Annotated in this window: 22 protein-coding genes, 1 tRNA gene and 1 pseudogene; 10 read left to right on the forward strand and 14 right to left on the reverse strand. The window is 56.8% G+C overall.

Annotation, left to right across the window (positions count from 1 at the left end; translation table 11 throughout):
• Positions 1–79: 79 nt before the first annotated feature.
• The 6 genes from RLO149_RS09790 to RLO149_RS09820 all read left to right on the forward strand — a co-directional run bounded on the left by RLO149_RS09790 (position 80) and on the right by RLO149_RS09820 (position 9,274).
• Complete coding sequence (locus tag RLO149_RS09790; RefSeq protein WP_013961926.1) at positions 80–1,366, forward strand: homoserine dehydrogenase; 1,287 nt, start codon at positions 80–82, stop codon at positions 1,364–1,366.
• 84 nt (positions 1,367–1,450) lie between these two features.
• On the forward strand, positions 1,451–2,425 hold the full coding sequence (gene glpX, locus RLO149_RS09795) for a class II fructose-bisphosphatase (RefSeq protein ID WP_013961927.1): 975 nt from the start codon (positions 1,451–1,453) through the stop codon (positions 2,423–2,425).
• Positions 2,426–2,459: 34 nt separating this feature from the next.
• On the forward strand, positions 2,460–4,202 hold the full coding sequence (gene recJ / locus RLO149_RS09800; RefSeq protein ID WP_013961928.1) for a single-stranded-DNA-specific exonuclease RecJ: 1,743 nt from the start codon (positions 2,460–2,462) through the stop codon (positions 4,200–4,202).
• Positions 4,203–4,286: 84 nt separating this feature from the next.
• Positions 4,287–4,361: transfer RNA gene (locus RLO149_RS09805), tRNA-Glu, on the forward strand.
• 610 nt (positions 4,362–4,971) lie between these two features.
• On the forward strand, positions 4,972–6,138 hold the full coding sequence (locus RLO149_RS09815; protein ID WP_013961931.1) for an efflux RND transporter periplasmic adaptor subunit: 1,167 nt from the start codon (positions 4,972–4,974) through the stop codon (positions 6,136–6,138).
• Between the two features lie 4 nt (positions 6,139–6,142).
• Complete coding sequence (locus RLO149_RS09820) at positions 6,143–9,274, forward strand: efflux RND transporter permease subunit (RefSeq protein WP_013961932.1); 3,132 nt, start codon at positions 6,143–6,145, stop codon at positions 9,272–9,274.
• Between the two features lie 115 nt (positions 9,275–9,389).
• Here the strand turns inward: RLO149_RS09820 and RLO149_RS09825 are convergent, their stop codons facing one another.
• The 6 genes and pseudogenes from RLO149_RS09825 to RLO149_RS09845 form a co-directional block, all read right to left on the reverse strand.
• Complete coding sequence (locus RLO149_RS09825; RefSeq protein WP_245538170.1) at positions 9,390–10,121, reverse strand: GGDEF domain-containing protein; 732 nt, start codon at positions 10,119–10,121, stop codon at positions 9,390–9,392.
• A gap of 99 nt (positions 10,122–10,220) precedes the next feature.
• Positions 10,221–10,385: pseudogene (locus tag RLO149_RS24365) on the reverse strand (GGDEF domain-containing protein); the annotation flags it as partial.
• The gene (locus tag RLO149_RS09830) at positions 10,382–10,969 is read right to left on the reverse strand and encodes a heme NO-binding domain-containing protein (protein WP_013961934.1); all 588 of its coding nucleotides are present in this window, start codon (positions 10,967–10,969) and stop codon (positions 10,382–10,384) included. The pseudogene RLO149_RS24365 and the gene RLO149_RS09830, both read right to left, overlap by 4 nt.
• A gap of 72 nt (positions 10,970–11,041) precedes the next feature.
• Entirely contained in the window at positions 11,042–12,604 is a 1,563-nt protein-coding gene (locus tag RLO149_RS09835; RefSeq protein WP_013961935.1) for a trimethylamine methyltransferase family protein, read from the reverse strand.
• A gap of 105 nt (positions 12,605–12,709) precedes the next feature.
• The gene (locus RLO149_RS09840) at positions 12,710–13,402 is read right to left on the reverse strand and encodes an HAD family hydrolase (RefSeq protein ID WP_013961936.1); all 693 of its coding nucleotides are present in this window, start codon (positions 13,400–13,402) and stop codon (positions 12,710–12,712) included.
• Entirely contained in the window at positions 13,399–13,683 is a 285-nt protein-coding gene (locus RLO149_RS09845; RefSeq protein WP_013961937.1) for a DUF3572 domain-containing protein, read from the reverse strand. The genes RLO149_RS09840 and RLO149_RS09845 overlap by 4 nt, the downstream gene beginning before the upstream one ends.
• Before the next feature lie 98 nt (positions 13,684–13,781).
• On the opposite strand from RLO149_RS09845, the gene RLO149_RS24120 reads away from it, so the two are divergent.
• Together RLO149_RS24120 and RLO149_RS24125 are read left to right on the forward strand one after the other, a co-directional pair.
• A complete protein-coding gene (locus RLO149_RS24120; RefSeq protein ID WP_245538157.1) occupies positions 13,782–14,303 on the forward strand; it encodes a response regulator in 522 nt (173 codons plus the stop codon).
• An 8-nt stretch (positions 14,304–14,311) separates the two neighbouring features.
• On the forward strand, positions 14,312–15,184 hold the full coding sequence (locus RLO149_RS24125) for a diguanylate cyclase (protein ID WP_245538158.1): 873 nt from the start codon (positions 14,312–14,314) through the stop codon (positions 15,182–15,184).
• Positions 15,185–15,190: 6 nt separating this feature from the next.
• Here the strand turns inward: RLO149_RS24125 and RLO149_RS09855 are convergent, their stop codons facing one another.
• The 4 genes from RLO149_RS09855 to RLO149_RS09870 form a co-directional block, all read right to left on the reverse strand.
• Positions 15,191–15,691 (reverse strand): periplasmic heavy metal sensor, encoded by a 501-nt coding sequence (locus RLO149_RS09855; RefSeq protein ID WP_013961938.1) that lies wholly within the window; start codon positions 15,689–15,691, stop codon positions 15,191–15,193.
• A gap of 3 nt (positions 15,692–15,694) precedes the next feature.
• Positions 15,695–16,033, reverse strand: a complete 339-nt coding sequence (locus RLO149_RS22885; RefSeq protein WP_013961939.1) for a hypothetical protein — start codon at positions 16,031–16,033, stop codon at positions 15,695–15,697.
• A 10-nt stretch (positions 16,034–16,043) separates the two neighbouring features.
• Positions 16,044–16,634, reverse strand: coding sequence for a sigma-70 family RNA polymerase sigma factor (locus RLO149_RS09865; RefSeq protein ID WP_013961940.1), 591 nt, complete (start codon positions 16,632–16,634; stop codon positions 16,044–16,046).
• Between the two features lie 80 nt (positions 16,635–16,714).
• Entirely contained in the window at positions 16,715–17,161 is a 447-nt protein-coding gene (locus tag RLO149_RS09870; protein WP_013961941.1) for an EF-hand domain-containing protein, read from the reverse strand.
• Between the two features lie 205 nt (positions 17,162–17,366).
• Between RLO149_RS09870 and RLO149_RS09875 the strand changes: the two genes are divergently transcribed.
• Positions 17,367–17,783, forward strand: coding sequence for a DUF983 domain-containing protein (locus tag RLO149_RS09875; RefSeq protein WP_085977370.1), 417 nt, complete (start codon positions 17,367–17,369; stop codon positions 17,781–17,783).
• A 44-nt stretch (positions 17,784–17,827) separates the two neighbouring features.
• Positions 17,828–18,547: an NUDIX hydrolase gene (locus RLO149_RS09880; RefSeq protein WP_013961943.1), complete on the forward strand. Its 720-nt coding sequence runs from the start codon at positions 17,828–17,830 to the stop codon at positions 18,545–18,547.
• Here RLO149_RS09880 and RLO149_RS09885 read toward each other — a convergent pair.
• The 4 genes from RLO149_RS09885 to bcoG all read right to left on the reverse strand — a co-directional run bounded on the left by RLO149_RS09885 (position 18,540) and on the right by bcoG (position 22,428).
• On the reverse strand, positions 18,540–19,457 hold the full coding sequence (locus RLO149_RS09885; RefSeq protein ID WP_013961944.1) for an EamA family transporter: 918 nt from the start codon (positions 19,455–19,457) through the stop codon (positions 18,540–18,542). The genes RLO149_RS09880 and RLO149_RS09885 overlap by 8 nt on opposite strands.
• Before the next feature lie 102 nt (positions 19,458–19,559).
• Positions 19,560–21,029: a carnitine 3-dehydrogenase gene (locus RLO149_RS09890; RefSeq protein ID WP_013961945.1), complete on the reverse strand. Its 1,470-nt coding sequence runs from the start codon at positions 21,027–21,029 to the stop codon at positions 19,560–19,562.
• The gene (locus RLO149_RS09895) at positions 21,026–21,517 is read right to left on the reverse strand and encodes a lipocalin/fatty-acid binding family protein (protein ID WP_013961946.1); all 492 of its coding nucleotides are present in this window, start codon (positions 21,515–21,517) and stop codon (positions 21,026–21,028) included. The genes RLO149_RS09890 and RLO149_RS09895 overlap by 4 nt, the downstream gene beginning before the upstream one ends.
• Complete coding sequence (gene bcoG / locus RLO149_RS09900; RefSeq protein WP_013961947.1) at positions 21,514–22,428, reverse strand: 3-dehydrocarnitine:acetyl-CoA trimethylamine transferase BcoG; 915 nt, start codon at positions 22,426–22,428, stop codon at positions 21,514–21,516. The genes RLO149_RS09895 and bcoG overlap by 4 nt, the downstream gene beginning before the upstream one ends.
• Between the last annotated feature and the right edge of the window lie 39 nt (positions 22,429–22,467).

The raw sequence follows: 22,467 nt of genomic DNA on the forward strand, positions 1-22,467 counted from the left end.
CTTGCGCGTTGCACGCTTTAAGCTGACAGGATAAACGCCGCGCAGACACCACATCCACACGCGCAAAGGAATCACCCCGATGTCTCAGCCTCTTCGTCTCGGTATCGCAGGTCTTGGTACGGTTGGCATTGGCGTCCTGCGCATTCTGAGGCAGCATGCCGCCTTGCTTGAGGCGCGCACCGGTCGCCGCCTTGAAATCACCGCCGTCTCGGCACGGGACAAATCCAAGGATCGCGGCATATCCCTGGCGTCTTATGCATGGGAAGCGGACCCGGTTGCTCTGGCGCAGCGCGATGACATCGACGTTTTTGTCGAACTGATCGGTGGCGAGGAAGGGCCTGCAAAAGACGCTGTCGAAGCGGCGCTGTCCAAGGGCAAGGATGTCGTGACCGCCAACAAGGCGCTATTGGCGATCCACGGTCAGGCGCTGGCCGAAAAAGCCGAAGCGGATGGGCGCGCCCTGCGCTACGAGGCCGCCGTTGCGGGCGGTATCCCCGTGATCAAAGCGCTGACCGAGGGGTTGGCAGGCAATGCCGTCACCCGCGTCATGGGCGTGATGAACGGATCCTGCAATTACATCCTGACGCGGATGGAAACCGCCGGTCTGAGCTATGATGAGGTCTTTGCCGAAGCGGATGCACTGGGATATCTCGAAGCGGACCCACAATTGGACGTGGGCGGGATTGATGCCGCGCACAAGCTGGCCATCCTGTCCTCTCTCGCCTTTGGCACCAAGGTTGATTTTGCAGGCATCACGCTGGAAGGCATCGACCGCGTCAGCATTGATGACATCCGCGCCGCTGCCGATATGGGCTATAAGATCAAACTGCTGGGCGTCGCGCAACAGACCGCGCGCGGCCTCGAACAGCGCATGCAGCCCTGCCTTGTGCCTGCCACGTCACCTTTGGGTCAGCTTGACGGGGGCACCAATATGGTCGTCCTTGAGGGCGATGCCGTCGGGCAGATCGTGCTGCGTGGCCCCGGTGCGGGTGAAGGCCCCACGGCCAGTGCCGTGCTGAGCGATATCTGCGATCTGGCGCGCGGGTTCTCGGGGCCGGTATTTGGCCTGCCCGCAACAACGCTGGAAACATCACAACCTGCCACTGCCGCCCTGCCCGCCTCTTACTATCTGCGCATGTCATTGCATGACAAACCCGGCGCATTGGCCAAGATCGCGACCGTTTTGGGTGAAGCTGGCGTCTCGATTGATCGCATGCGTCAGTATGGACACGACGAAACGGCAGCGCCGGTCTTGATCGTTACCCACAAAACCACCCCCGCCGCCATCGCCGACGCTTTGGCGGCCATGCAGGATACGGCGGTGCTGTCTGGCGATCCTGTCGCCCTGCGCATCGAAGACGTCTGACACAGACAGCAACATTGTTCTCACCCTCAGGGGCGGCTACAACCCGTCCGGACGCTCACTCTCTAGGACCAAAAGGAATTTGTAATGCCTGCCACCGCCGAATTTCACGATCGCATGTTATCTCTGGGCCTTGCCCGCGTCTCTGAAGCAGCAGCGCTGGCCTCTGCCCGCCTTGTGGGTCACGGAGATGAGAAAGCCGCCGATCAGGCGGCGGTGAACGCCATGCGCGAACAGCTCAACATGCTGGACATTGCCGGTGTGGTCGTCATCGGTGAAGGCGAACGCGACGAGGCCCCGATGCTGTTCATCGGCGAAGAGGTTGGCACCGGCAACGGACCCGGTGTTGATATCGCGCTTGACCCGCTTGAGGGTACGACCCTGACGGCAAAGGACATGCCAAATGCGCTTACGGTGATCGCCATGGGGCCACGCGGCTCGATGCTGCACGCACCGGACGTTTACATGGACAAGCTGGCGATCGGGCCGGGGTTTGCCGAAAACGTCGTTACACTCGCCATGAGCCCGGGCGCGCGCGTCGCGGCACTTGCGGCGGCCAAAGGCTGCGCCCCTTCGGATATAACGGTTTGTATTCTTGAACGCCCCCGCCACGAAGCCATGATCAGCGAAGTGCGCGCAACCGGCGCATCGATCCGCCTGATCACCGACGGCGATGTGGCTGGCGTAATGCACTGCGCTGAACCTGAAACAGGTATCGACATGTATATGGGCGAAGGCGGCGCACCAGAAGGCGTGCTCGCAGCCGCGGCTTTGAAATGCATGGGTGGCCAGATGTTCGGACGGCTTTTGTTTCGCAACGATGACGAGCGCGGTCGCGCGGCCAAAGCTGGCATAACCGATCTGGACCGTATCTATGCGCGCGATGACATGGTGACCGAAGACGTCATTTTTGCAGCAACCGGTGTGACAGGCGGCAGTATTCTGGCCGGTGTCCACCGCGAACCGGGTTGGATGACAACCGAAACGTTGATTATGCGGTCAAAAACCGGATCAGTACGGCGCATGAACTACCGCACACCTGTCTCGTCACCACAGGTTTGAACGTCCCGTCGGCTGTGATTGGTGAGGCGTTGGTATGAGCTTTCTGGGTATTGAACGCTCTCTGACAGGCAGGCGTTGGGTGGGCCCAACCGCAGAAATGGAGCGCGCCGCACAAACGCTTGAACAACGCGCCGACCTGCCAGCCCCGGTATGTCAGGTATTGGCGCGACGCGGGGTGCAGGCCGAAGATGCGCAAAGCTTTCTTGCGCCTGCCTTGCGGGACCTGATGCCCGACCCGCGCAGCCTGAAAGACATGACCAAGGCGGCGACCCGCTTTCTGGACGCCGTTCGCAAGCGCGAAAAAATTGCCATCTTTGCAGATTATGATGTGGATGGCGGCAGTTCTGCCGCGCTTTTGTTGTCATGGTTACGGCAAACGGGACGCGAGGCCACGCTTTATATTCCCGACAGGATTGATGAAGGGTACGGCCCGAATGACGAGGCGATGGCGCAGCTTGCCCGCGCACATGATCTGATCGTTTGCGTCGATTGTGGCACGCTCTCCCATGGTCCGATCGCCGCCGCCGTTGGTGCAGACGTGCTTGTTCTGGACCATCACCTCGGCACCGAAGAATTGCCAGCCGCCCTTGCCGTGGTCAACCCGAACCGGCAGGATGAAAGCGGCGACCTTGGGCATTTATGTGCCGCAGGTGTTGTGTTCCTCTTACTGGTGGAACTGCGCCGGTTGCTGCGCGAGGCTGGTCAAACAAGTCCGGACCTGATGAGTTTTCTGGACCTTGTCGCGCTGGCGACGGTGGCGGATGTCGCCCCTTTGGTCGGGATAAACCGCGCCTTTGTGCGTCAGGGGCTCAAGGTTCTGGCCCGCCGCGAGCGGATTGGATTGACGGCTCTCGCTGACGTGGCGGGTGTGGACACGGAACCGAACGCATATCACCTCGGGTTTATACTTGGGCCGCGCGTGAATGCGGGAGGGCGAATAGGTGCAGCGGACCTCGGCGCGCGTTTGTTGGCAACAAATGACCCCCATGAGGCTGCCGCACTGGCTGAACGGCTGGACAAGCTGAACACGGAACGTCGCGAAATCGAAGCCGCAGTGCGCGCCACAGCCCTCGCGCAGGCCGAGGAACGCGGCCTCGATCGCCCTCTTGTCTGGGCCGCCGGAGCGGACTGGCATCCGGGCGTTGTTGGAATTGTCGCATCGCGCCTCAAGGAGGCTGCGGGCCGGCCCAGTATCGTCATCGGGATTTCAGATGGCATCGGCAAAGGATCCGGGCGATCCGTTTCGGGCATTGATCTTGGTCAGCCCATCCAGCGCCTTGCAGCCGAGGGTCTGCTTTTGAAAGGCGGTGGGCATAAAATGGCGGCCGGGCTCACCGTGGAGGAAAGCAAGATCGAAACGGCTATGGCCCGCTTGTCTGAATTGCTCGAAAAACAGGGGGCCTCTTCCATTGGCGCGGCCGATCTGCATATCGATGGGATGCTCATGCCCGAAGCCGCCGCCGTTGAATTGGTGCAAAAGATTGAGCAAGCGGGCCCCTTTGGTGCCGCCGCCCCCGCCCCGCGCTATGTCTTTGCGAATGTGGCCGTAAGATTCGCGAAACGTGTTGGCGAAAATCACCTCAAGCTGAGCTTTGGCAGCGATGCTGGCTCGATGGACGCGATTTGTTTTGGCGCATACGACACCGATTTGGGCCCAACCCTCGAAACGCATGGCGGCGCGCGCTTTCATTTGGCCGGGCGACTTGACATCAACACGTGGCGCGGACGCCAATCCGTGCAGTTGCGACTTGAGGATGCAGCACCCGCTGCAATGTGAGCGGCGCAAAATTTCTGCACCTCGTCCTAAATTTCCGCTTGCGCCGATGGCACGGATTGCCTAATCAGCCCTCACAGCGCCAGTGGCCCGTTCGTCTATCGGTTAGGACGCCAGGTTTTCAACCTGGAAAGAGGGGTTCGATTCCCCTACGGGCTACCACTTCATTCATATTCTTAATGAAAAATTTATTGAGTTCCGACGTCTGTCGGATATGCACCAATACCTGATCTTATAATTCAAAAAATGAAGAGGGCCCAAGACGCAGGCTTTCTTGATTCTGAGCACCGCAACAGGTCGTCTTAAAACCTGTGCTTTCATACTGGTCGTTCATCGGATGCCATTTAGAGCCGACGGTTTCTCTTGAGTTGCCCGTCGGGGAACATTCCAATGCCTGCGTTCTCGGCCTTGATGATGAGGAAACTCACCACCGGCCTTCTTTCGAGACGCATTAATGATCCTTTGGTTTTTGTGGACACACTATAAGTACACTCAAGCGCCATCTTGAGACCTTGATTGTCGGTCAAGACTGCGCGCCTTTCCCGACTGAGCAAGGACAAGGCGGCGTGAGGATTTGGCCTGTGCTATCTGCACAAAAAACAACATCAAAGGCTCAGCTTGAAACCATCAAGACGTTTTTTGCCGCGCTCATGGTTGCAGCACCCTATTGCCGGAAATCACCCGTCACGCGGCGCGAGAGATAACTGTTGCGCCTTGCGTTAATGCGCCGATGTGATCACATTGCACTTCGTTGGTAGAATTCGGAGAATCCATGACACATCAGACGTCATTTTCACGTGCGGCACGTGCGTCGGTTTATCTTGCCGTATGTATCGCATTGACCATCGGCTATTCGACGAAGGCTGCGCAATCGCAAGACGGAACGAACCCAGCGCCAAAAGTTGTCATCGCTGCCGCCTACAGCGAGGAGTTAACACGCGAAGCCACTTTCGTAGGTCGTGGGGAGGCATCTGCAAAAACAGACCTGATCGCCCGCGTCACCGGCATTATCACTGAGATGGTTGTCGAAGACGGGGCATCCGTGAATGAAGGCGATGTGATCTTCAGAATAGAACCCGATACGTATCAAGCCGAGCTTCAGGCGCAACAGGCAGCCGTTCAGCGGGCGGATGCCAATGTGAAACTCGCCGAAATTGAACTGGTGCGCAAAACGGAATTGCTGAGACGGGAAGCTATTGCCGAATCCGAGCTTGATATCGCGCAGGCGAATGCCGCCGTGGCCGAGGCAGATCTCCTTGCAGCTCAGGCAGCACTCAGAGAAGCCGAGCTGAACCTGGAACGTACCAATATCACCGCGCCGTTTGACGGGCGTATCGGTCGTTCAACCATCAGTCTTGGTGCTTTGGTCGGCCCGTCGACGGGCCCACTTGCAACTCTGGTTCAGGAAACCCCGATTTATGTGACGTTTTCGCTGTCAGAACCGCAGCTTTTAGGCGTGCTTGAGCGGTTGGAAACGGGCATGGACGAGTTGATTTCCAATGGCGCCTCACCCAATGTTTTTGTCAGGCTTCCCGACGGCACCTTGCTGGAGGAACCCGGCAAGGTGGTTTTTCTCGACAACCGGATCAATCCCGCAACCGGCACAATTTCGCTGCGGGCGGAATTTGAGAATACTCGACGCATGATCCTTGATGGAGGGTTTATTTCGGTCGTCATCGAAGCGCTGGAGCCAACCCTGAGCGTTCTCATTCCTCAAAATGCGGTTCAGCGTGACCAACGCGGCGATTTCGTTCTCGTCGTGACAGATCAACAACTGGTCGAACAAAGATACGTGGTGCTGGGGCCGCAGGCGGAAACCGCGGTCGTCGTATCCGAGGGTCTGCGCGAGGGTGAAAGCGTGATCGTCGAGGGTTTGCAACGCGTGCGCCCCGGCGTCGAGGTCAACGCAGTGTTGACCGGCACAAGCGATGTGAACTGACCTGATGCTTTCAACAGTTTTTATCAAGCGTCCCAAGATGGCCATTGTGATTTCAACGGTCCTCACGCTCATGGGTCTGGTTGCTTATTCGGTGATCCCGGTCGAACAGTTTCCAAACATCACCCCCCCCGTGGTCAACGTGACCGCAAGCTATATCGGTGCGAATGCCGAAACGGTGGAAAGCACCGTCGCCGCCCCGATCGAGGCTGAGGTCAACGGCGTGGAGGACATGATCTACATGTCCTCTGACAGCAGCGACACGGGCAGCTATTCCTTGTCAGTGACATTCGATGTCGGCACCGACCCCACCATCGCAACGGTCAATGTGCAAAACCGTGTGTCACAGGCGATGTCAGGCCTACCCGTTGAGGTTACGTCAACCGGCGTTGTTACGGAAAAATCGTCGACCAGCATGCTTCTGGTCGCCACGCTGTTCTCGCCCAATGGCACATATGATGAAGTGTTTTTGTCAAACTATGCCTCAATCAACTTAAAAGACGCACTGGCTCGGGTGCCGGGGGTCGGTAAAGCAGAGGTGCTGACGGATTTCGCCTATGCGATGCGCATCTGGATGGACCCGGATCGCATGACCGGCCTAGGGGTCACACAAGCCGACGTCATGTCTGCTATTCGCGATCAGAACCTGACTGTTTCTGCCGGGCAGATAGGCGCGCCTCCTGCCCCTGACAATCAACAATTTCAATACTCTGTCACGGCGCAAGGGCGTCTGGCGACGGTCGCTGAATTTGAAAACATCATCATACGCACCGGCGACTCGGGCGGTGTGCTGCGTATGAAAGATATCGCGCGCATCGAACTGGGGGCCAGTTCCTACGGCGTCTCCGGCCGTTATGAAGGGCAGCCCGCAACCGTGCTCGCGGTCTATCAGGCACCGGGCGAGAACGCGCTGACCGTGGCCGCAGGTGTCTATTCCGAACTTGAACGGCTTTCACAGGCCTTTCCGCAAGACGTGACCTACGAAGTGCCGTTTGACAGTACAGATTTCGTCGAACAATCGTTGAATGATGTTGTGAGCACGCTGATCCTGACATTCGTTCTGGTCATGTCCGTGGTGTTTGTTTTTCTGGGTAGCGCGCGCGCCACGCTGATCCCCGCCGTGGCCATACCCGTGTCGCTGATTGGTACGTTTGCCTTCTTATTGCTCATGGGCATGACCTTGAACACGATATCGCTATTTGCGCTCGTACTCGCCATTGGTATCGTTGTGGATGATGCCATCATCGTGGTCGAAAACGTCGAACGCGTGATTGCCGAAGAGGGTCTCAGCCCGGCAGAAGCGACCGCGAAAGCGATGACGCAGATCACAACACCTGTCATCGCGACGACACTGGTTCTTCTGGCCGTCTTTGTGCCCGTCACCTTCATGCCGGGTATCTCCGGGCAACTGTTTTCCCAATTCGCAGTCACCATTTCTGTTGCTGTTGTGATTTCTTCCATCAATGCGCTGACGCTTTCGCCTGCCCTCTGTGCGATTGTCTTGAAGAAACGCAGTGGGCCGCCAAAGGGGCTGCTTGCGGCTTTTGAGAAAGTCATCGGTGGTCTCAGGGATGGGTATGCGGGCATCGTTGGCCGTCTCATTCGCCTGCCGATCCTTGGGCTCGCCATTCTGATCGCGCTTGGTATCGGGTCAAGCTCCATGATGGGTTCTTTACCCAAGGGTTTCCTGCCGCTGGAGGACAACGGCTATGTCTTTGTCGACGTTCAATTGCCCGACGCCTCAACCGTGCAGCGCACCGAAGTTGTATCTGACCGCCTCAACGCTCAGATCCGGGCATTGGACGGCGTTGCAAATACGGTTCAGGTCAACGGTTTCAGCCTTTTGAACGGTGTCGGCTCGAACGGGGCAATGATCATTGTGAATCTCGACAATTGGGAGGAACGGCAAGAACCGAGCCTCAGTGCCGACGGCATTCTTACGCAGATATTCGGGATTGCGTCGCAGGAGGCTTCTGCAAAGGTTCTCGCCTTTAACCCCCCTCCGATCACGGGTCTTGGTGTCAGCGCCGGTGTCGAGATGAAGGTACAGCAGACCGGCGGCGGGGCGGCCAATGATCTGTCAGCCGCTGTCAATTCGCTTGTTTTTGCGGCCAATCAACGCCCTGAAATCGCGCAGGCCTATACAAGCTTTAGCGCCAATGTCCCCAAGCTCTTTGTGGACCTTGATCGCGAGAAAACCAGAACCCTAGGCATCCCGGTAAGTGATGTTTTTGAAACCCTGCAGGCGCATCTCGGCTCGATCTATGTGAACGATCTGAACCTTTTTGGTAAGGTCTACCGCGTGATGATACAGGCCGACGTGTCCTTCCGTGACACGGTTGAAGATATCGGACGGCTCCATGTCCGTACACAAAGCGGTGAGATGGCGCCGTTGTCCACGTTGATCAACGTTGAAAAAGTGCTGGGACCAGTCCTTCTTAATCGCTACAATCTGTTTCGCGCCGCGACCGTGACCGCTGTTCCCGCGGCGGGCTATTCCACAGGGGATGCCATCGCTGTGCTGCAAGAAGAAGCCCTCACAGCGCTGCCGCCCGGCTACGCTTATGAGTGGACCGGGACTGCGCAGCAACAACTCGATGCAGGCGGCACGGTTATTATCGTTTTGGCCGCTGCGATCATATTCGGGTATCTGTTTTTGGTTGCTCAATATGAAAGCTGGACAATGCCGCTGGGCATTCTGCTATCGGTTACTGTTGCGTTGTTTGGCGCACTCGCAGCCGTTCTTGTGACGGCAGGCGACGTCAATCTTTATACGCAGATCGGGATGATCATGCTGATTGGGCTCGCGTCCAAGAATGCTATCCTGATCGTGGAGTTTGCAATGGAGCAACGCGCGGCTGGCGCCAGCATCCGCGAAGCAGCCCTGCAAGCCGCGCGCCAGCGGTTCCGCGCTGTTATGATGACCGCCCTGTCCTTCCTTTTGGGCGTTGTACCGCTTCTGGTGGCATCCGGCGCAGGTGCTGCGAGCCAAAAAGCGATCGGTATCGCCGTCTTCGGTGGCATGTTGGCCGCAACGGTGATCGGCGTCATTGTTGTGCCAGTGCTATATGTTCTGCTGCAGTCGTTGCGGGAGAAGATCAAAGGGACATTCAAACGAAAGGATGCGCCAGCCAACTGATCCGCTTTGCGTTGCACGACAATGCGTGTCGCAGGCAGAATTTGGTCGGCCATCCCCTTCGTCCCGTCAGCAGTTTGCGGTTTCGGTCAAGCAGATGGTTTGCGATCTGCACGCCTCAAGCGGTTTGCGGCATGTCTCGCATCATTGGTGAGAAGAACAGGTGACACCCCCGGCCAGAATGCTTTGCCGCATAAAGTGCCGCATCCGCATCACCGAGGAGCACATCAGCGGTTGGTTCACTGTAATCGCCCGCGACGACCGTCCCGATACTTCCTGATATCTGACAGACCTCGTTTTCAAAGAAAATCGGACTCTGCAATTTTGTAATGATCCGATCAGCAATACGCTCAATATGCGCGTGCTCCTCCGTGCCCTTGATCAGAATAACAAATTCATCGCCACCCACACGTGCGACCACGTCCACTTTGCGCGTTTCATTGTTCATGATGCCAGCCACACGTTGAAGTACATAGTCGCCCGCCGCGTGGCCAAGGGTATCATTCACAGCCTTGAAAAAATCCAGATCAATATGCATCAAGGCAAAAGGAGTGCCAAGGTTCAAAACCGTGGAGAGTTCCTGATCGACCGCACGCCGGTTTTTGAGGCCAGTGAGCGTGTCGGTCAGTGCCAGTTCTTCAGCCTCGACACGTGCAACTTGTAGCCTTTCGTTCAGACGCCGTGATGCCTCCATCGCTGCGGATTTGGCTTCCACCAGATATAGCATTTCAACCGTCAAATCCGTCGCTGCAAAATCGGCAGCTGTCAGGTTATGATCACTTACCGCATCTATTATGGAAATCCCGAGAGACAGGTTTACCACCATCTGCCCGGCATCAGGGCCCGGCATAACCACCCCTTGCAACTGGCTGTCAGGCATATCTTGAAACTGCAGTTTCAGGCGCACACCGGTATTTGCTGTCAACGCGACCAGAGTAGATATTTTTCTGGGCCTCTTAATGCTAAACACGTCCAGAAAGCGGCGCCCGATCAGCCCCTGAGGAAAAATCTTTTGCGCTGTTGGACCACAAGACGTTATCTCGCCGTTGCGATTGAACACAATATGCATCGGGCAGAGCACGCTCAGCATTTCATGACACAAATTCCCGCTCATGCCCGCTTTGCCCCCAAGTCGAAATCGCGCCCAGCGGCAAACTCAGTTTCCAGCAGCGTGATCTCGACAACTTCGCAGCCGTCCTGAACGCCCTTGTGCTCAAGATAGGCCAGAACACCGTAATCATCCGCCATGGCGCGCAGGACGCCCATGAACAAAAAACCCCATCCCGCATTCACGCTGTAACAGTGCAGACTATATCGCTCGTCAGTTTCTTCAAAAAGTTCCAATCGTGGCAATTCAAGATTTGAAACGGCCAGACGCGCGCGATCCGGCAAATAGTCCAGCGAATGTAAAAACTCCACAAAGGTGACGCCACCAAACCGCAGCAAACGTCGCAAAGCCTGCACATTGGTGTGGGAAACGAGATACGTGCCGATGTCTTCCAACAAATCGTCTTGGGGGCGGTCCAAAACCTGACAAACAGACGCCAAAACGCGCGGCGTCAATTCATCATCATAGATCCACATCGCTTCGAAATCGGTAAATGGCAACCTGGCGTGGTGTGTGACCTCACGCCATTTCGCGTCACCATAACTATCGATGACGAATCGTTGAATTCCGCAATTAATTAAACCGTGCATGGCGTTAACATGCCTCAGAGCAGTTAATAATTGTCCAACAGCTCAAATTTTAACGGTTAATTTCAGCGCCGCTCAAAAATCGGTGGGCGCACCGCCCTCCTGTTTGCGCCGCTCCACAAAAGCCGCCAATTCCGCGCGGATGTCAGGATCCATATGCGGCTCTTCAAAGCTGGCGATAATCTCCTTGAACATTACATGTGCGCGCTCCGGTGTCCAAACACCACCAGCAGCCTCCCAACCCTCGTAGTTTTTCCAATCACTCAAAAAGGGCTGATAAAAGGCGGTCGCATAGCGATCCTGCGTATGTTGAATGCCAAAGAAATGCCCCGCATTTCCGACAGACTTAATCGCATCAATCGCGATCTCATCAGGTCCAGTTGCCACAATCTCAGGTTCCATATACCGCTGAATGTGCTGCAACACCTCACAATCCATGATGAATTTTTCGGGGCTCGCGATCAAACCACCTTCCAGCCAGCCCGCCGCGTGATAGACCATATTTGTCCCGGATTGGACCGCCGCCCAAAGGCTGTTGGACGTTTCCCACATGGCCTGCCCGTCCGGCACATTCGCCGCGCACACACCGGAAGAGCGCATCGGCAGATTGTAGAACCGACAAAGCTGCCCTGTCATCTGCGTGGCACGCATGTATTCCGGTGTGCCAAAGGCCGGCGCACCGGACTTCATATCAACATTGGACGTGAACGTGCCAATCGCCACCGGACATCCCGGGCGGATGATCTGTGCCAGCACAACGGCACACAATGCTTCGGCCAGCGATTGCGCGACAGCCCCGGCCATGGTGACGGGTGCCATCGCGCCCGCGAGCGTAAATGGTGTTACCACCAATCCCTGTCCCCGGCGCGCCAGACGCATCCAGCCATCGAGCATCGGAATGTCATGCTTAAGCGGTGAGGTAGAATTGATATTCGTGTACATTCTTGGACTTGCGTCAAACTCTTCATGTGACAGGCCCCCGGCGATACGTACCATTTCCATCACATCTTCGACACGTTCTTTGCCAAGCGAATAGGCATGCATGACCTTATCTGTCACGGTGAGTTTATCGAACAGCACGTCCAGATGGCGGACGGAGGCATGCACGTCCACCGGCTCAACCGGGTATCCGCCTGCAAAGTGAATACAATTGAAATATTGTGTGAGTTTGAGCAGGTTGCGGCACATCTCGCGTGTTCCCGGCACTTTCGTGCCAAGCGCCATATCCCAGTAATTCGGTGGCGACGACACATTGCCGAAGACGAGGTTTTTACCGCCGATGGTGATCTTGCGATCCGTGTTTCGCGGGGTCAGCGTTAATTCGGACGGTGCTTTGGCGATCCACTCCATCACAAATTCGCGCCCCATGCGCACATTTTCACCCGAGACCGTGCACCCTGCCTTTTTCAGAATACCCAAGGCCTCGTGATTGAGGAACTCGATGCCGATCTCTTCCAGAATGCGCATCGCACCATCGTGGATCGCGGCGACGCCTTCCTCCGAAAGAGGCTCCGTCGGGCGATCCATGTTCACCGGCGGCTTCCACGGCATTTGTTCGATAACAGCCGTGCCACGCCGAGTAGCAGCCCCTGCGCGCCCCCCCGTGCGTGACCGGCGTTTAGTTGCGCGATCAGACATTGACGTGTTCCTTCTCCGCTCTCCTGCTCCTTAAAGAACACAGAGAGCTACGGCTCAGACCGTCTTATTCGCGACGACTTTCGTCGTTTTCGGCTCTTTGCCGTTTTACTGCGACAATATCCAATCGGGCAGCGCGGATATATCGGGCAGGACTTCATCTGCGTAGGGCGCAAGGGTTTCATGACCTGCAAGACCGGTAAGAACGCCAACGGCGCGCATTCCCGCACGCTGTGCGGCAAGCAGATCATGCGTGCTGTCACCGACCATGACAATTTGCTCAGGCGCGATGTTCATGGCCTGCGCGCAGGCCAGCAACTGGCCCGGCGCTGGTTTTGCCCCAAAGCCACTGTCGAAACCCGCGATGAAATCAAAGCCGTCTTCGACGTTTGCAGCCGCGAGATGCGCGCGTGCCGGTGCCTCTGCGTCATTTGTCACCACCCCGAGCTTCAAATCCATGCCCCGCAACAGGCTCAGAAAGGGCGTCAGGGGCACAACTTCGGCCTGTGGTGCAGAGGCGGCCTCTTCGTTCAATACGTCTACCAATTCGTCAACCGTCAACTCTGGCAACTCCGAAGCCAACGCCAAAGCCACTTCCATTGGCGTGCCCGCGATCACGACGCTGTCGGGCGCGAATCTTTGCCGCCCTATGTCAAAACCGACCCGGCGCCCCAGCAATTCTGCCTGCGCATCGCTTACCGCGATTCGCCGCAGAAATGCCGCGGCCCATGCCTCCCACGTTGTGGAGAAATCAAACAAGGTGCCATCCTTGTCAAAAATAACGGCTTTCAGCGCTTTCATGTCCAATTCACCTGCGCACCACCGGGTAAACACTGACGGGCCATCATCAAACTTGCATATTCAATTTTCAGATGGTCACAACACCGAACCACCCATGCATCATCCATCATGATGAAATCCAAAACGGACGCCAGAAAAACGGCGTCGCTGGCCCCCGCCCGCAGGTCAGCTTCAGAGGCCCCGCTAGAGCCCTGAAATACCGGCAATAATTCCTCATCACCCGCCAGCCACCCCAACGCCTGCAGGGCGATGACTTCGGCGGACTCTTGCGTATAGGACATGCGACACCTCTAATTTTAAAACTATTTGAAACGGTTTGTTAACCAATCTGCGATCAAAGTCGCCTACCCGAATTTCCTTAAGAAAGGTCGCAATCAGCGTGCAGGGCAAAATTCTCATAGTAGATGCGATATCCACTAATCGCATTGTTTTAAAGGTAAAACTTGCGTCTGCTTTCTACGAAGTCCTGCAAGCCTCAACCGCGGATGAAGCTTGTGTTGCTGCTCTGAGACATGCACCTGACCTCATCATCTCAGCCATGGCTTTGCCCGACGGTGATGCAGCCGACCTGTGCGGCAGATTGAACAGAAACCCGCAAACACGATCCATTCCCATGATGGTTGTGGCGTGCCGACCCGACACGCAAAGCCGGCTGGCAGCGTTGGAGGCTGGCGTGCAAGACGTCATGGTCAAACCCATTGATGACACATTGCTGCTCGCACGGGTGCGCAGCTTGATCAGGGCCCACAACACTGCTGCGGAGTGGCAAATGCGCGATGATACATCCAGAGCCCTTGGTTTTGCCGAAGATTCCACCGACTTCGGCCCGGCGGGACGTACCGTCATGGTGTGCTCTGGTCTGAAAACGGCACAAAGCTGGAACAGTTGCGCCCGCATCTAAGGTCGTCTTTGACACAAGCCTCACCAGAAACAGCGTTGCGCGATCTGACGCCGGGACGCATTCCCGATGTCTTCATTCTGGTTCTCGATGATGGAGATAAAGTCAGCGGAGAGATCCTGCGCCTGCTCGCGGCGGTGCGGGCAACCGCGATTACCCGCCATGCCGGTATTCTGGTGATACAACCACGCCCCGACCCCGGGCTTGGCGCTTATGCGCTCGATCTTGGTGCGGATGATCTGATGACCGACGGGTTTGACAAAGAAGAACTGGTGTTGCGTATCAAGGCGTTGATGCGGCGCAAGCGCATCGCAGATCAGTTGCGCGCAACTGTGCGCACCGGATTAAAGGCCGCCGTTTCGGACCCGCTGACGGGTTTACACAACCGCCGCTACGCCCTGCCCCATCTGTCGCGCGTTGCCGAACATTCGGCAGCCACCGGACGCAGTTTCGCTGTCATGGTCGCGGACTTGGATCACTTCAAGCAGATCAATGACGTTTATGGCCATGCATCAGGCGATGCTGTGTTGGTGGAAGCGGCGCGGCGCCTGCGCGAGAACCTGCGCGGCGTGGATCTGCTGGCGCGTATCGGTGGCGAAGAATTCCTGATCGTCATGCCCGCAACGCCGTTCAGCGAAGCCCGCGTCTCTGCCAGCAGGCTGTGCCGGAAAATCGGCGGGCAAGGCTTCAAGATACCGGGCTCAAATGAGCTCGTTCAAGTGACAATTTCCATCGGCGTGACAATGGGCGGCGTCCGAAAGATGCGTGGCGTGCAAGGCCCGGCGCCAGACGCGAATGAACTGCTCGATGCTGCGGATAAAGCACTCTACGAGGCCAAGCTGCAGGGGCGAAATCAGGTCAATCTTGCCCGCCCCGCTGCGTAAACACTTTCAAGGTTTGCGTTTTTTTGGACCGTGGTTCAGAATATCTTCGACCGCTGCCGCATAGGCCATCCGCTCGGCATCCGTCATCCTGCTTACTGCTGAAATCCAGGCCGCCTGTGCGCGCTGCTGAACCAAAACCGTGATCTCAGCTTGTTGGGATGCCGCGTCCTGCAAAGCTGCTGCATCAAAGGGTGATGCCCGTAACGTGGCCAGAACCGCATCAAACAAGGCGCGGCGCTCAACGCGAGACGGGACGGATGCATCGTGTGATGCCTTCATTTCACGACGGATATCGCGGCGGTCCTCGCGCGGCAAAGCCATCATGTAAGGCGCCCCAAAGGCCCCCAGACCGGGACCTCTTTGCCCCTTTCCCCCTTCCGTGCCATCACGCAAAAACGCGCCGACAAAAAAACCCGCGACGGCGAGGTTTAGTGCCAGCGACACGCCGAGCAAGATTTTCAGCCATGCTGTGTTACCCATTTTGGTTTCCGCCTTATCTTTATCCACGCGCTAAATCTCCCCAAGGTCCCAACCGAATCCGGACAATTCGGCAGCCTCTTCCAGCTCGGTAAAACTGTCATTCCAGAAAACTGTTTCGATCGGGTCAAACAGGCCCATGGGTGGATCAATGCCAACCCAGAAACCAAGACTGCAGGCAACGGCCAGGCCGCCCAGCATAGGCCATAAGTTGAGCTCATCCGACAATTGCCTGAAAAAACCTCTCCTTGCAGGCTTTGTGCGTGCCTGCTGAATACGGTCTGCATCCAACAACACGCGTGCCATCAACGCATGCGGCGGCGTATGCTCTTCGGATTGTGCGGCAGCCAGAAGTTGGTCAACTTCTTTCATCCTCTGTTCGTCATTCCTGGTCATCGACATACCCAAGTTCTGCACGGTGCCCCTTCAGGCGCACCGTTAGTTCCCGTTTTCCACGCGCGGTCAAACTTTCAACCGCGCGTGGGCTGATCTCCATGATCTGTGCAATTTCTGTATTTCCCAGTCCTTCAAGATGGCGCAACACGACGGCCTCGCGTTGACGGGCTGGCAACTGGTTCAATGCAGACTGCAACGCCTCTGTCCGTGTCTTTTGCTGGATTTGATGCGTAGCACTGGCCCGTGCATCAGCAGGTTCGGCAATTTCCTCCAAGCCCACGGAACGCCGCCTTCGCAAAACATCCGTACACAGGTTTGCGGTCACGCGATACAGCCACGTCGATACCTGTGCCTCACCACTGCGCCAGACGGACGCAATTTTCCAAAGCCGCAACATCGCTTCTTGCGCGACGTCCTGCGCCTCTGCTTCATCATTCAAGAGCCGCTTTGCGTGTCCGTACACCTGTGGCAGAAACCGTTTCGTCAGCGCCTGAGCCGCCAACGGATCACCGTCTGCATAGCGGCGCAGCAACTGTTCGGCCTCGGTATTTGAGTGATCACTCAAGGTTACATCCATGCAATTGAAGTAATGCGCCACACCGGACACTGGGTGCGGCGCACTACTTGCTGACGATCATGATGACCGCCAAAGGCCCATCATTCGTCCACAGGGCGCCGTTTGGCCATCCGGTCTTGCGCGGCTTCAAACTCGCTTTGCGAAATCACACCATCACCGTCACGGTCAACTCTGTCAAAACGACGCGTCGCACGTTGTCCACCCAGCATTTCTTCTTGCGACAATGCTCCATCCTCATTTGTGTCTAACTGTGACATCATGCGTTCTGCGCGTGCTTTTGCGCGCTCCGCTCCTTGTGCTTCCAGCTCCTCAAGACTGAGCTGCCCATCCCCATTCGTATCTGCACGCAACAAATGAGAAGCACGGCTCGCCTGCATCTCTGCGCGTGATATCTCACCGTTTTGGTCTGCATCAAGGCTTTCAAAAGTCACCGGGCTGCGATCATGTCCAGATTTTGCCACTGCCATGCCAGACGCCAGAACAATCGCGCACAGCGCAACACCTGCTGTAGATGTGAGTCGTTTCATTGTCATCTCCTGTTTATTTTCGATGCGTCAGCGCTCTTTTTTTGTACCGACACTTACTCAAACGCAGCACCTGCATGTTTCCGTCGCAAATTTACATTCTTTTTCGCGACATCCCGCCGCAGTGACCGTAGACCATCTTTCAATCGACACATTGAGGGCGCACAAGTCAGAACTTCTAAAACCCGCAGGCACGTCGATGAACGATATGAACAGAGTGACAGATCAACACGCAAGTTTCGAAAACAGCGATTCCGCGCCTGAACAGGACCGCGACACAAAGCGTTCCATGCTGCGCGGGTGGCGCGGTAAATGTCCCCACTGTGGCAGTGGTCCATTGATGAAATCATACCTCAAAGTAAATGATGTGTGTTCCGTCTGCCGTGAGGAACTCTACCACCATCGCGCAGATGATGGCCCGGCCTACCTTACAATCCTTTTCGTGGGCCACCTGATGGCACCGCTTTTGCACGTTGCCTTTGTGACATGGCGCCCCGAACCTCTGACGCTTTTTACCATATTCGCGGTTGGATGTGTGGCGCTGTCGCTGTATTTGTTACCCCGGCTGAAAGGTGCCATTGTCGGGTACCAATGGGCCCGTGGTATGGGTGGCTTTGGCGCTTAGGCCGTTTCTGAACGTCGACGATCGTCAACAAGGGGGCACGCTCAGTGACTGAACACCCGCCCATAGACAAAACAGCCGTGCGCAACGCTTCAACGGTTATTGTTTTACGCGACCGCGAAACGACGCCGCGCGTGCTGATGGGGCAACGCGGGGCAAAAGCCGCATTCATGCCGAACAAGTTTGTCTTTCCCGGGGGGGCCGTGGATCACACTGATGGCGATATCCACCTGAAAGCGCGACCTCCAAGCCCCTGCCTTGATCGACTGCAAGAAGACGCACCCGCCGGGTTGGCGCATGCCTTGGCCGTAGCCGCCATCCGTGAGCTATGGGAAGAAACCGGGCTTGTGCTCGGCACGCCCGGCACATGGGCATCGACACCACATGAGGATTGGCGGGATTTCGCGGCCACAGGTTTTATACCTGACGCGCGCGCGCTGCAGTTCGTATTTCGTGCGATCACGCCCCCGGGACGGCCCCGACGTTTTGATGCGCGTTTTTTTCTCGTCGATGCGGCGTCAGTTGTCAGCGACCTGGACGATTTTTCCGCCGCATCCGATGAATTGTCTCACCTGCAATGGGTGAGCCTTGAAGACGCGCGCAGCTTTGACATGCCGTTCATAACTGAAGTCGTTCTGTCTGAGATACAAGCGCGCGTGGACCAACCTTCCCCGCCGGACAGCGTTCCCTTTTTCAAAAACAACGATGAAGAGAGCCTGTTTCTGCGCCTGCAAGGCAACAGAGATGCGATAACGCAGCCTAGGTGACGAGGATCAACAAGACGATAGACGTGCAAAGCACGGCGATCCCGGTCAGTTCACGCCAGGAAACACGCTCGGAAAAGAAAAGAATGGACACCAGCAGGCTCAGAACCAGTTCCACCTGACCGACGGCTTTGACATAAGCCGCAGTTTGCAGCGTAAAGGCCAAAAACCAGCAAAATGAACCGCCCAAGGATAACAATCCAATCCAAACCGCGACCCGACGGACCCGCCAAACGGCGGAAATCTGTGCTCTGTCCTGCCACCAAAGCCACATTCCCATGCCAATCATCTGCATCGTCGTCACAGCGCCAAGGGTGACACCGGCGCGAACAATCGGGTCCGCCACCGCGATCTCAAGGGACGCACCCCGATAACTTACCGCAGAAACCGCAAACAACGCACCGGCACTCAGCCCCAAAGCCACGCCTTTGTTCCACATCTGTCCCAAACCCCACCCGGCAACATCCGGTGGTTTGGACAACAGCAGCACCCCGACAAGGCCGAGGGCAATGGCCCCAAAGGCCGCTAGGCTGACACCTTCCCCCAGCAAAATCAGCCCCACAGCGACGGACAAGATGACCTCGGTCTTCTTGAAAGTGATTCCGACCGCAAAGTTCCGTGTTTTAAACAGTGTCACAACGCAGATCGTTGCAAGCACCTGCGCCAAGCCGCCCATGACCGCATAAGCCCAGAAATCGACGGACGGAAACGCAACCTGCGCACCGCTGACTTTTACATACCCCGCCATCGCAACAACAATGATTGGCGCTGAGTAGACAAAGCGCGCAAAAGTGGCCCCTGTCGGGGTGAGTAGTGCTGTCGAAAGAACCTTTTGCAGCAAGAACCGCACCGTCTGAAATCCCGCCGCGGCGAAAGAGACCAAAATCCATAATTCGGATTGGAACAGGTTCATGCTGCCTCATCCCTCAAAACCCTGTCTCCCAACTCAGCCGCGATGCAGACAAAAAATGTAATGCGAGCGCCAGCTCGCTCCGCCGGATCACAGCGCTTTGTTTCAGCGCGGCGGTGATGAAACAATTGCGCGCCCCGCCCCTTCCGGACGTGGCCGCTCGCCATGTGCCTCAACCCATTCTTTCAACGCGCTATCCACGGCGGGACTTGCAGGCGAAGGTTTTCGCGTCTTGAGATCCACATGCAACAGAAAATGCTCCCCCGTGGCGATCATCTTTTCGGCCACATACATCTCATGCCACAAATGCAGTTTCTTGCCGCCACCGCCTAACGCAGTTGTCTCAATCCGAATGATCTGGCCTGCATTGACCTCATCCAGATGTCGAATATGCGTCTCCGCGGTGAAATAGCTGCCACCTGCTGCAATATAGGCGGCATCACACCCAATTATGGCCATGAACTGATCCGTCGCATCCGCAAATGCCTGCAAATACCGCGCCTCGTTCATGTGCCCGTTGTAGTCGGTCCAGTCCAGCGGCACCACGCGGTTTCCGGTCACAACGGGTGCCGTGTGATCCACAGGCTGCGGCTCTGTACCAGACTCGCGCAAATGATCTTCGTGTTTCGTCAGCAACGCGCCGACACCCCAATCTTGGGTTTTGAGCGCGCGCATCATAGCAACCAAATTGTTGTCCCTGATCTGTTCCAGCTCAGTGATCGTGTAGGCGCCAGACTGATCATCAGACTGCCCGGCGATAAGATCAACGAGATCATCGTTGAAGTCCGGCACATCCATCAGCTTGGTCCAGGGCCATTTAAGCGCGGGTCCGAACTGGGCCATGAAGTGCTTCATACCAGCCTCGCCACCGGCAACCCTATAGGTTTCGAACAGTCCCATCTGCGCCCAGCGTATCCCAAACCCGTAGCGGATCGCGTCGTCAATTTCCTCGGTCGTGGCGATCCCGTCTTTCACCAGCCAGAGTGCCTCGCGCCAGACCGCTTCCAGAAAACGATCTGCCACATGCGCGTCAATTTCTTTTTTCAGATGCAGCGGATACATACCCACACCCTGTAAAAGCGTTTTGACGACATCAATTCGTTCGGAGCCGTTTTGCGGCGTCGTGACGACTTCGACCAAGGGCAAAAGATACACCGGGTTGAACGGATGGCAGACCATGATCTGCTCTGGTCGTGCGGCTCCTGCTTGCAACTCGGAGGGTTTAAATCCTGATGTTGACGACCCGATGACGGCCTCTGGGCGGCATACCTGCTGTATTGCCGCCATTGTTTTATGTTTGATTTCAAGCCTTTCAGGCACGCTTTCCTGTATCCAGTCTGCGTGCTCTACAGCGCCTTGAAGCGTGGTACAGAATTGCAAACGTCCTTCCGTCGGAAGCGCCACGTCCGTAAGCCCCGGCAGGCTGCGCCGGGCATTGGCAAGCACTTGTCCTAGTTTGCGCTCCGCCTCAGGGTCCGGATCAAACACATGGACATCCCAGCCGTTCAACAAAAAGCGCGCGGCCCAACCGCCGCCAATCACACCACCACCGATGATGGCTGCTGTATGTGTCACAAAGCTGTCCTTTCCAATGCGCTGACGTCCCATCCGTAAAACGACAAAATATCGCGCGCGGCCTTTGCACGATCAGGCGGCACGATACCGTCCCGATCAAGTATCGCGCCAAAGCTGCCTGAAACCGTTCCGATGGCCGCCGTTTCAAAGTCTTCATCCACCCACATAACCACAAGTGTTTCGCGCGCGGTGCTGTCAGGGATCAATTCGCCCTGTACGCCAGGGCTATAGTCTCCGGCCAGAGCCTGTGCAGCAGATCCCGACATGCGCAGCGATCCGTCCACTTGTTCAAAGACGACAGTGCCCGCCTGTGCCGGACCAAAAGCTTCCCAAAGGGTCCATGATCCGGAAAAAAGTGCAGCGTCAAAGCGCGTTGTCACCCCAATCGGGGCTGTGGTGTCCCGGTACGGTCCCTCGGATTGAACCGCGCAGGACGCAAGCAAGGGGGATGCAACCAGCGCCAACAGGACCTTGCCCGCAAAGATCATCCGCGTGGCGCGCGTTTTTCGAGACCAAGTTGTGCGCGCACGTCGGCAGGGCCGATGACGCGCGCCCCCATATTTTCAATAATGCTGTGCGCACGTTCCACCAGTTGCCAGTTCTCGGCCAGCACCCCTTTTTCAAGCCAGAGGTTGTCTTCCAGTCCAACCCGCACATTTCCACCAGCCAGCACGGCTGCGGCGACATAGGCCATTTGATTGCGCCCAAGACCAAAGGCCGAAAACGTCCAATCGGGTGGTACGTTATTCGCCATCGCCATGAATGTGTTCAGATCATCCGGCGCGCCCCAAGGCACGCCCATGCAAAGCTGCACCAACGCCGGACTATCCAGAACACCATCCGCAACCAGTTGTTTTGCATACCAAAGATGCCCGGTGTCAAAGGCTTCGATCTCTGGTTTGACGCCCATCTCGGTCATCATGCGACCCATCGCCGTGAGCATACCCGGTGTGTTTGTCATGACGTAATCAGATTCAGCAAAGTTCATCGTGCCGCAATCCAGAGTACATATCTCCGGCAGACAGGCAGCGACATGTGCCACCCGCTCGGTCGCGCCGATCATGTCAGTTCCGGCATCGCTCAGGGGCAACGGGCTTTCCGTGCCCCCAAAAACCATATCGCCCCCCATACCGGCCGTGAGGTTCAGGATCACATCAACCTCAGCATCCCGAATGCGGTCCGTCACCTCGCGGTAATAGGCCAGATCACGGCTTGGCGCGCCCGTTTCCGGATCGCGCACATGGCAATGAACAATGGCGGCCCCTGCTTTGGCCGCGTCAATGGCGCTTTCGGCAATGCTTTGTGGTGATCTTGGCACTTTCGCGCTGCGGTCTTGCGTGGCCCCTGAACCGGTCACAGCACAGGTGATAAAAACGTCTTTGTTCATGGCCAGCGGCATCTTTCATCCCTTTCTAACGCACAACACGGACAAATGAAG

The sequence above is a fragment of the Roseobacter litoralis Och 149 genome (assembly GCF_000154785.2).
Lineage (GTDB): Bacteria > Pseudomonadota > Alphaproteobacteria > Rhodobacterales > Rhodobacteraceae > Roseobacter > Roseobacter litoralis.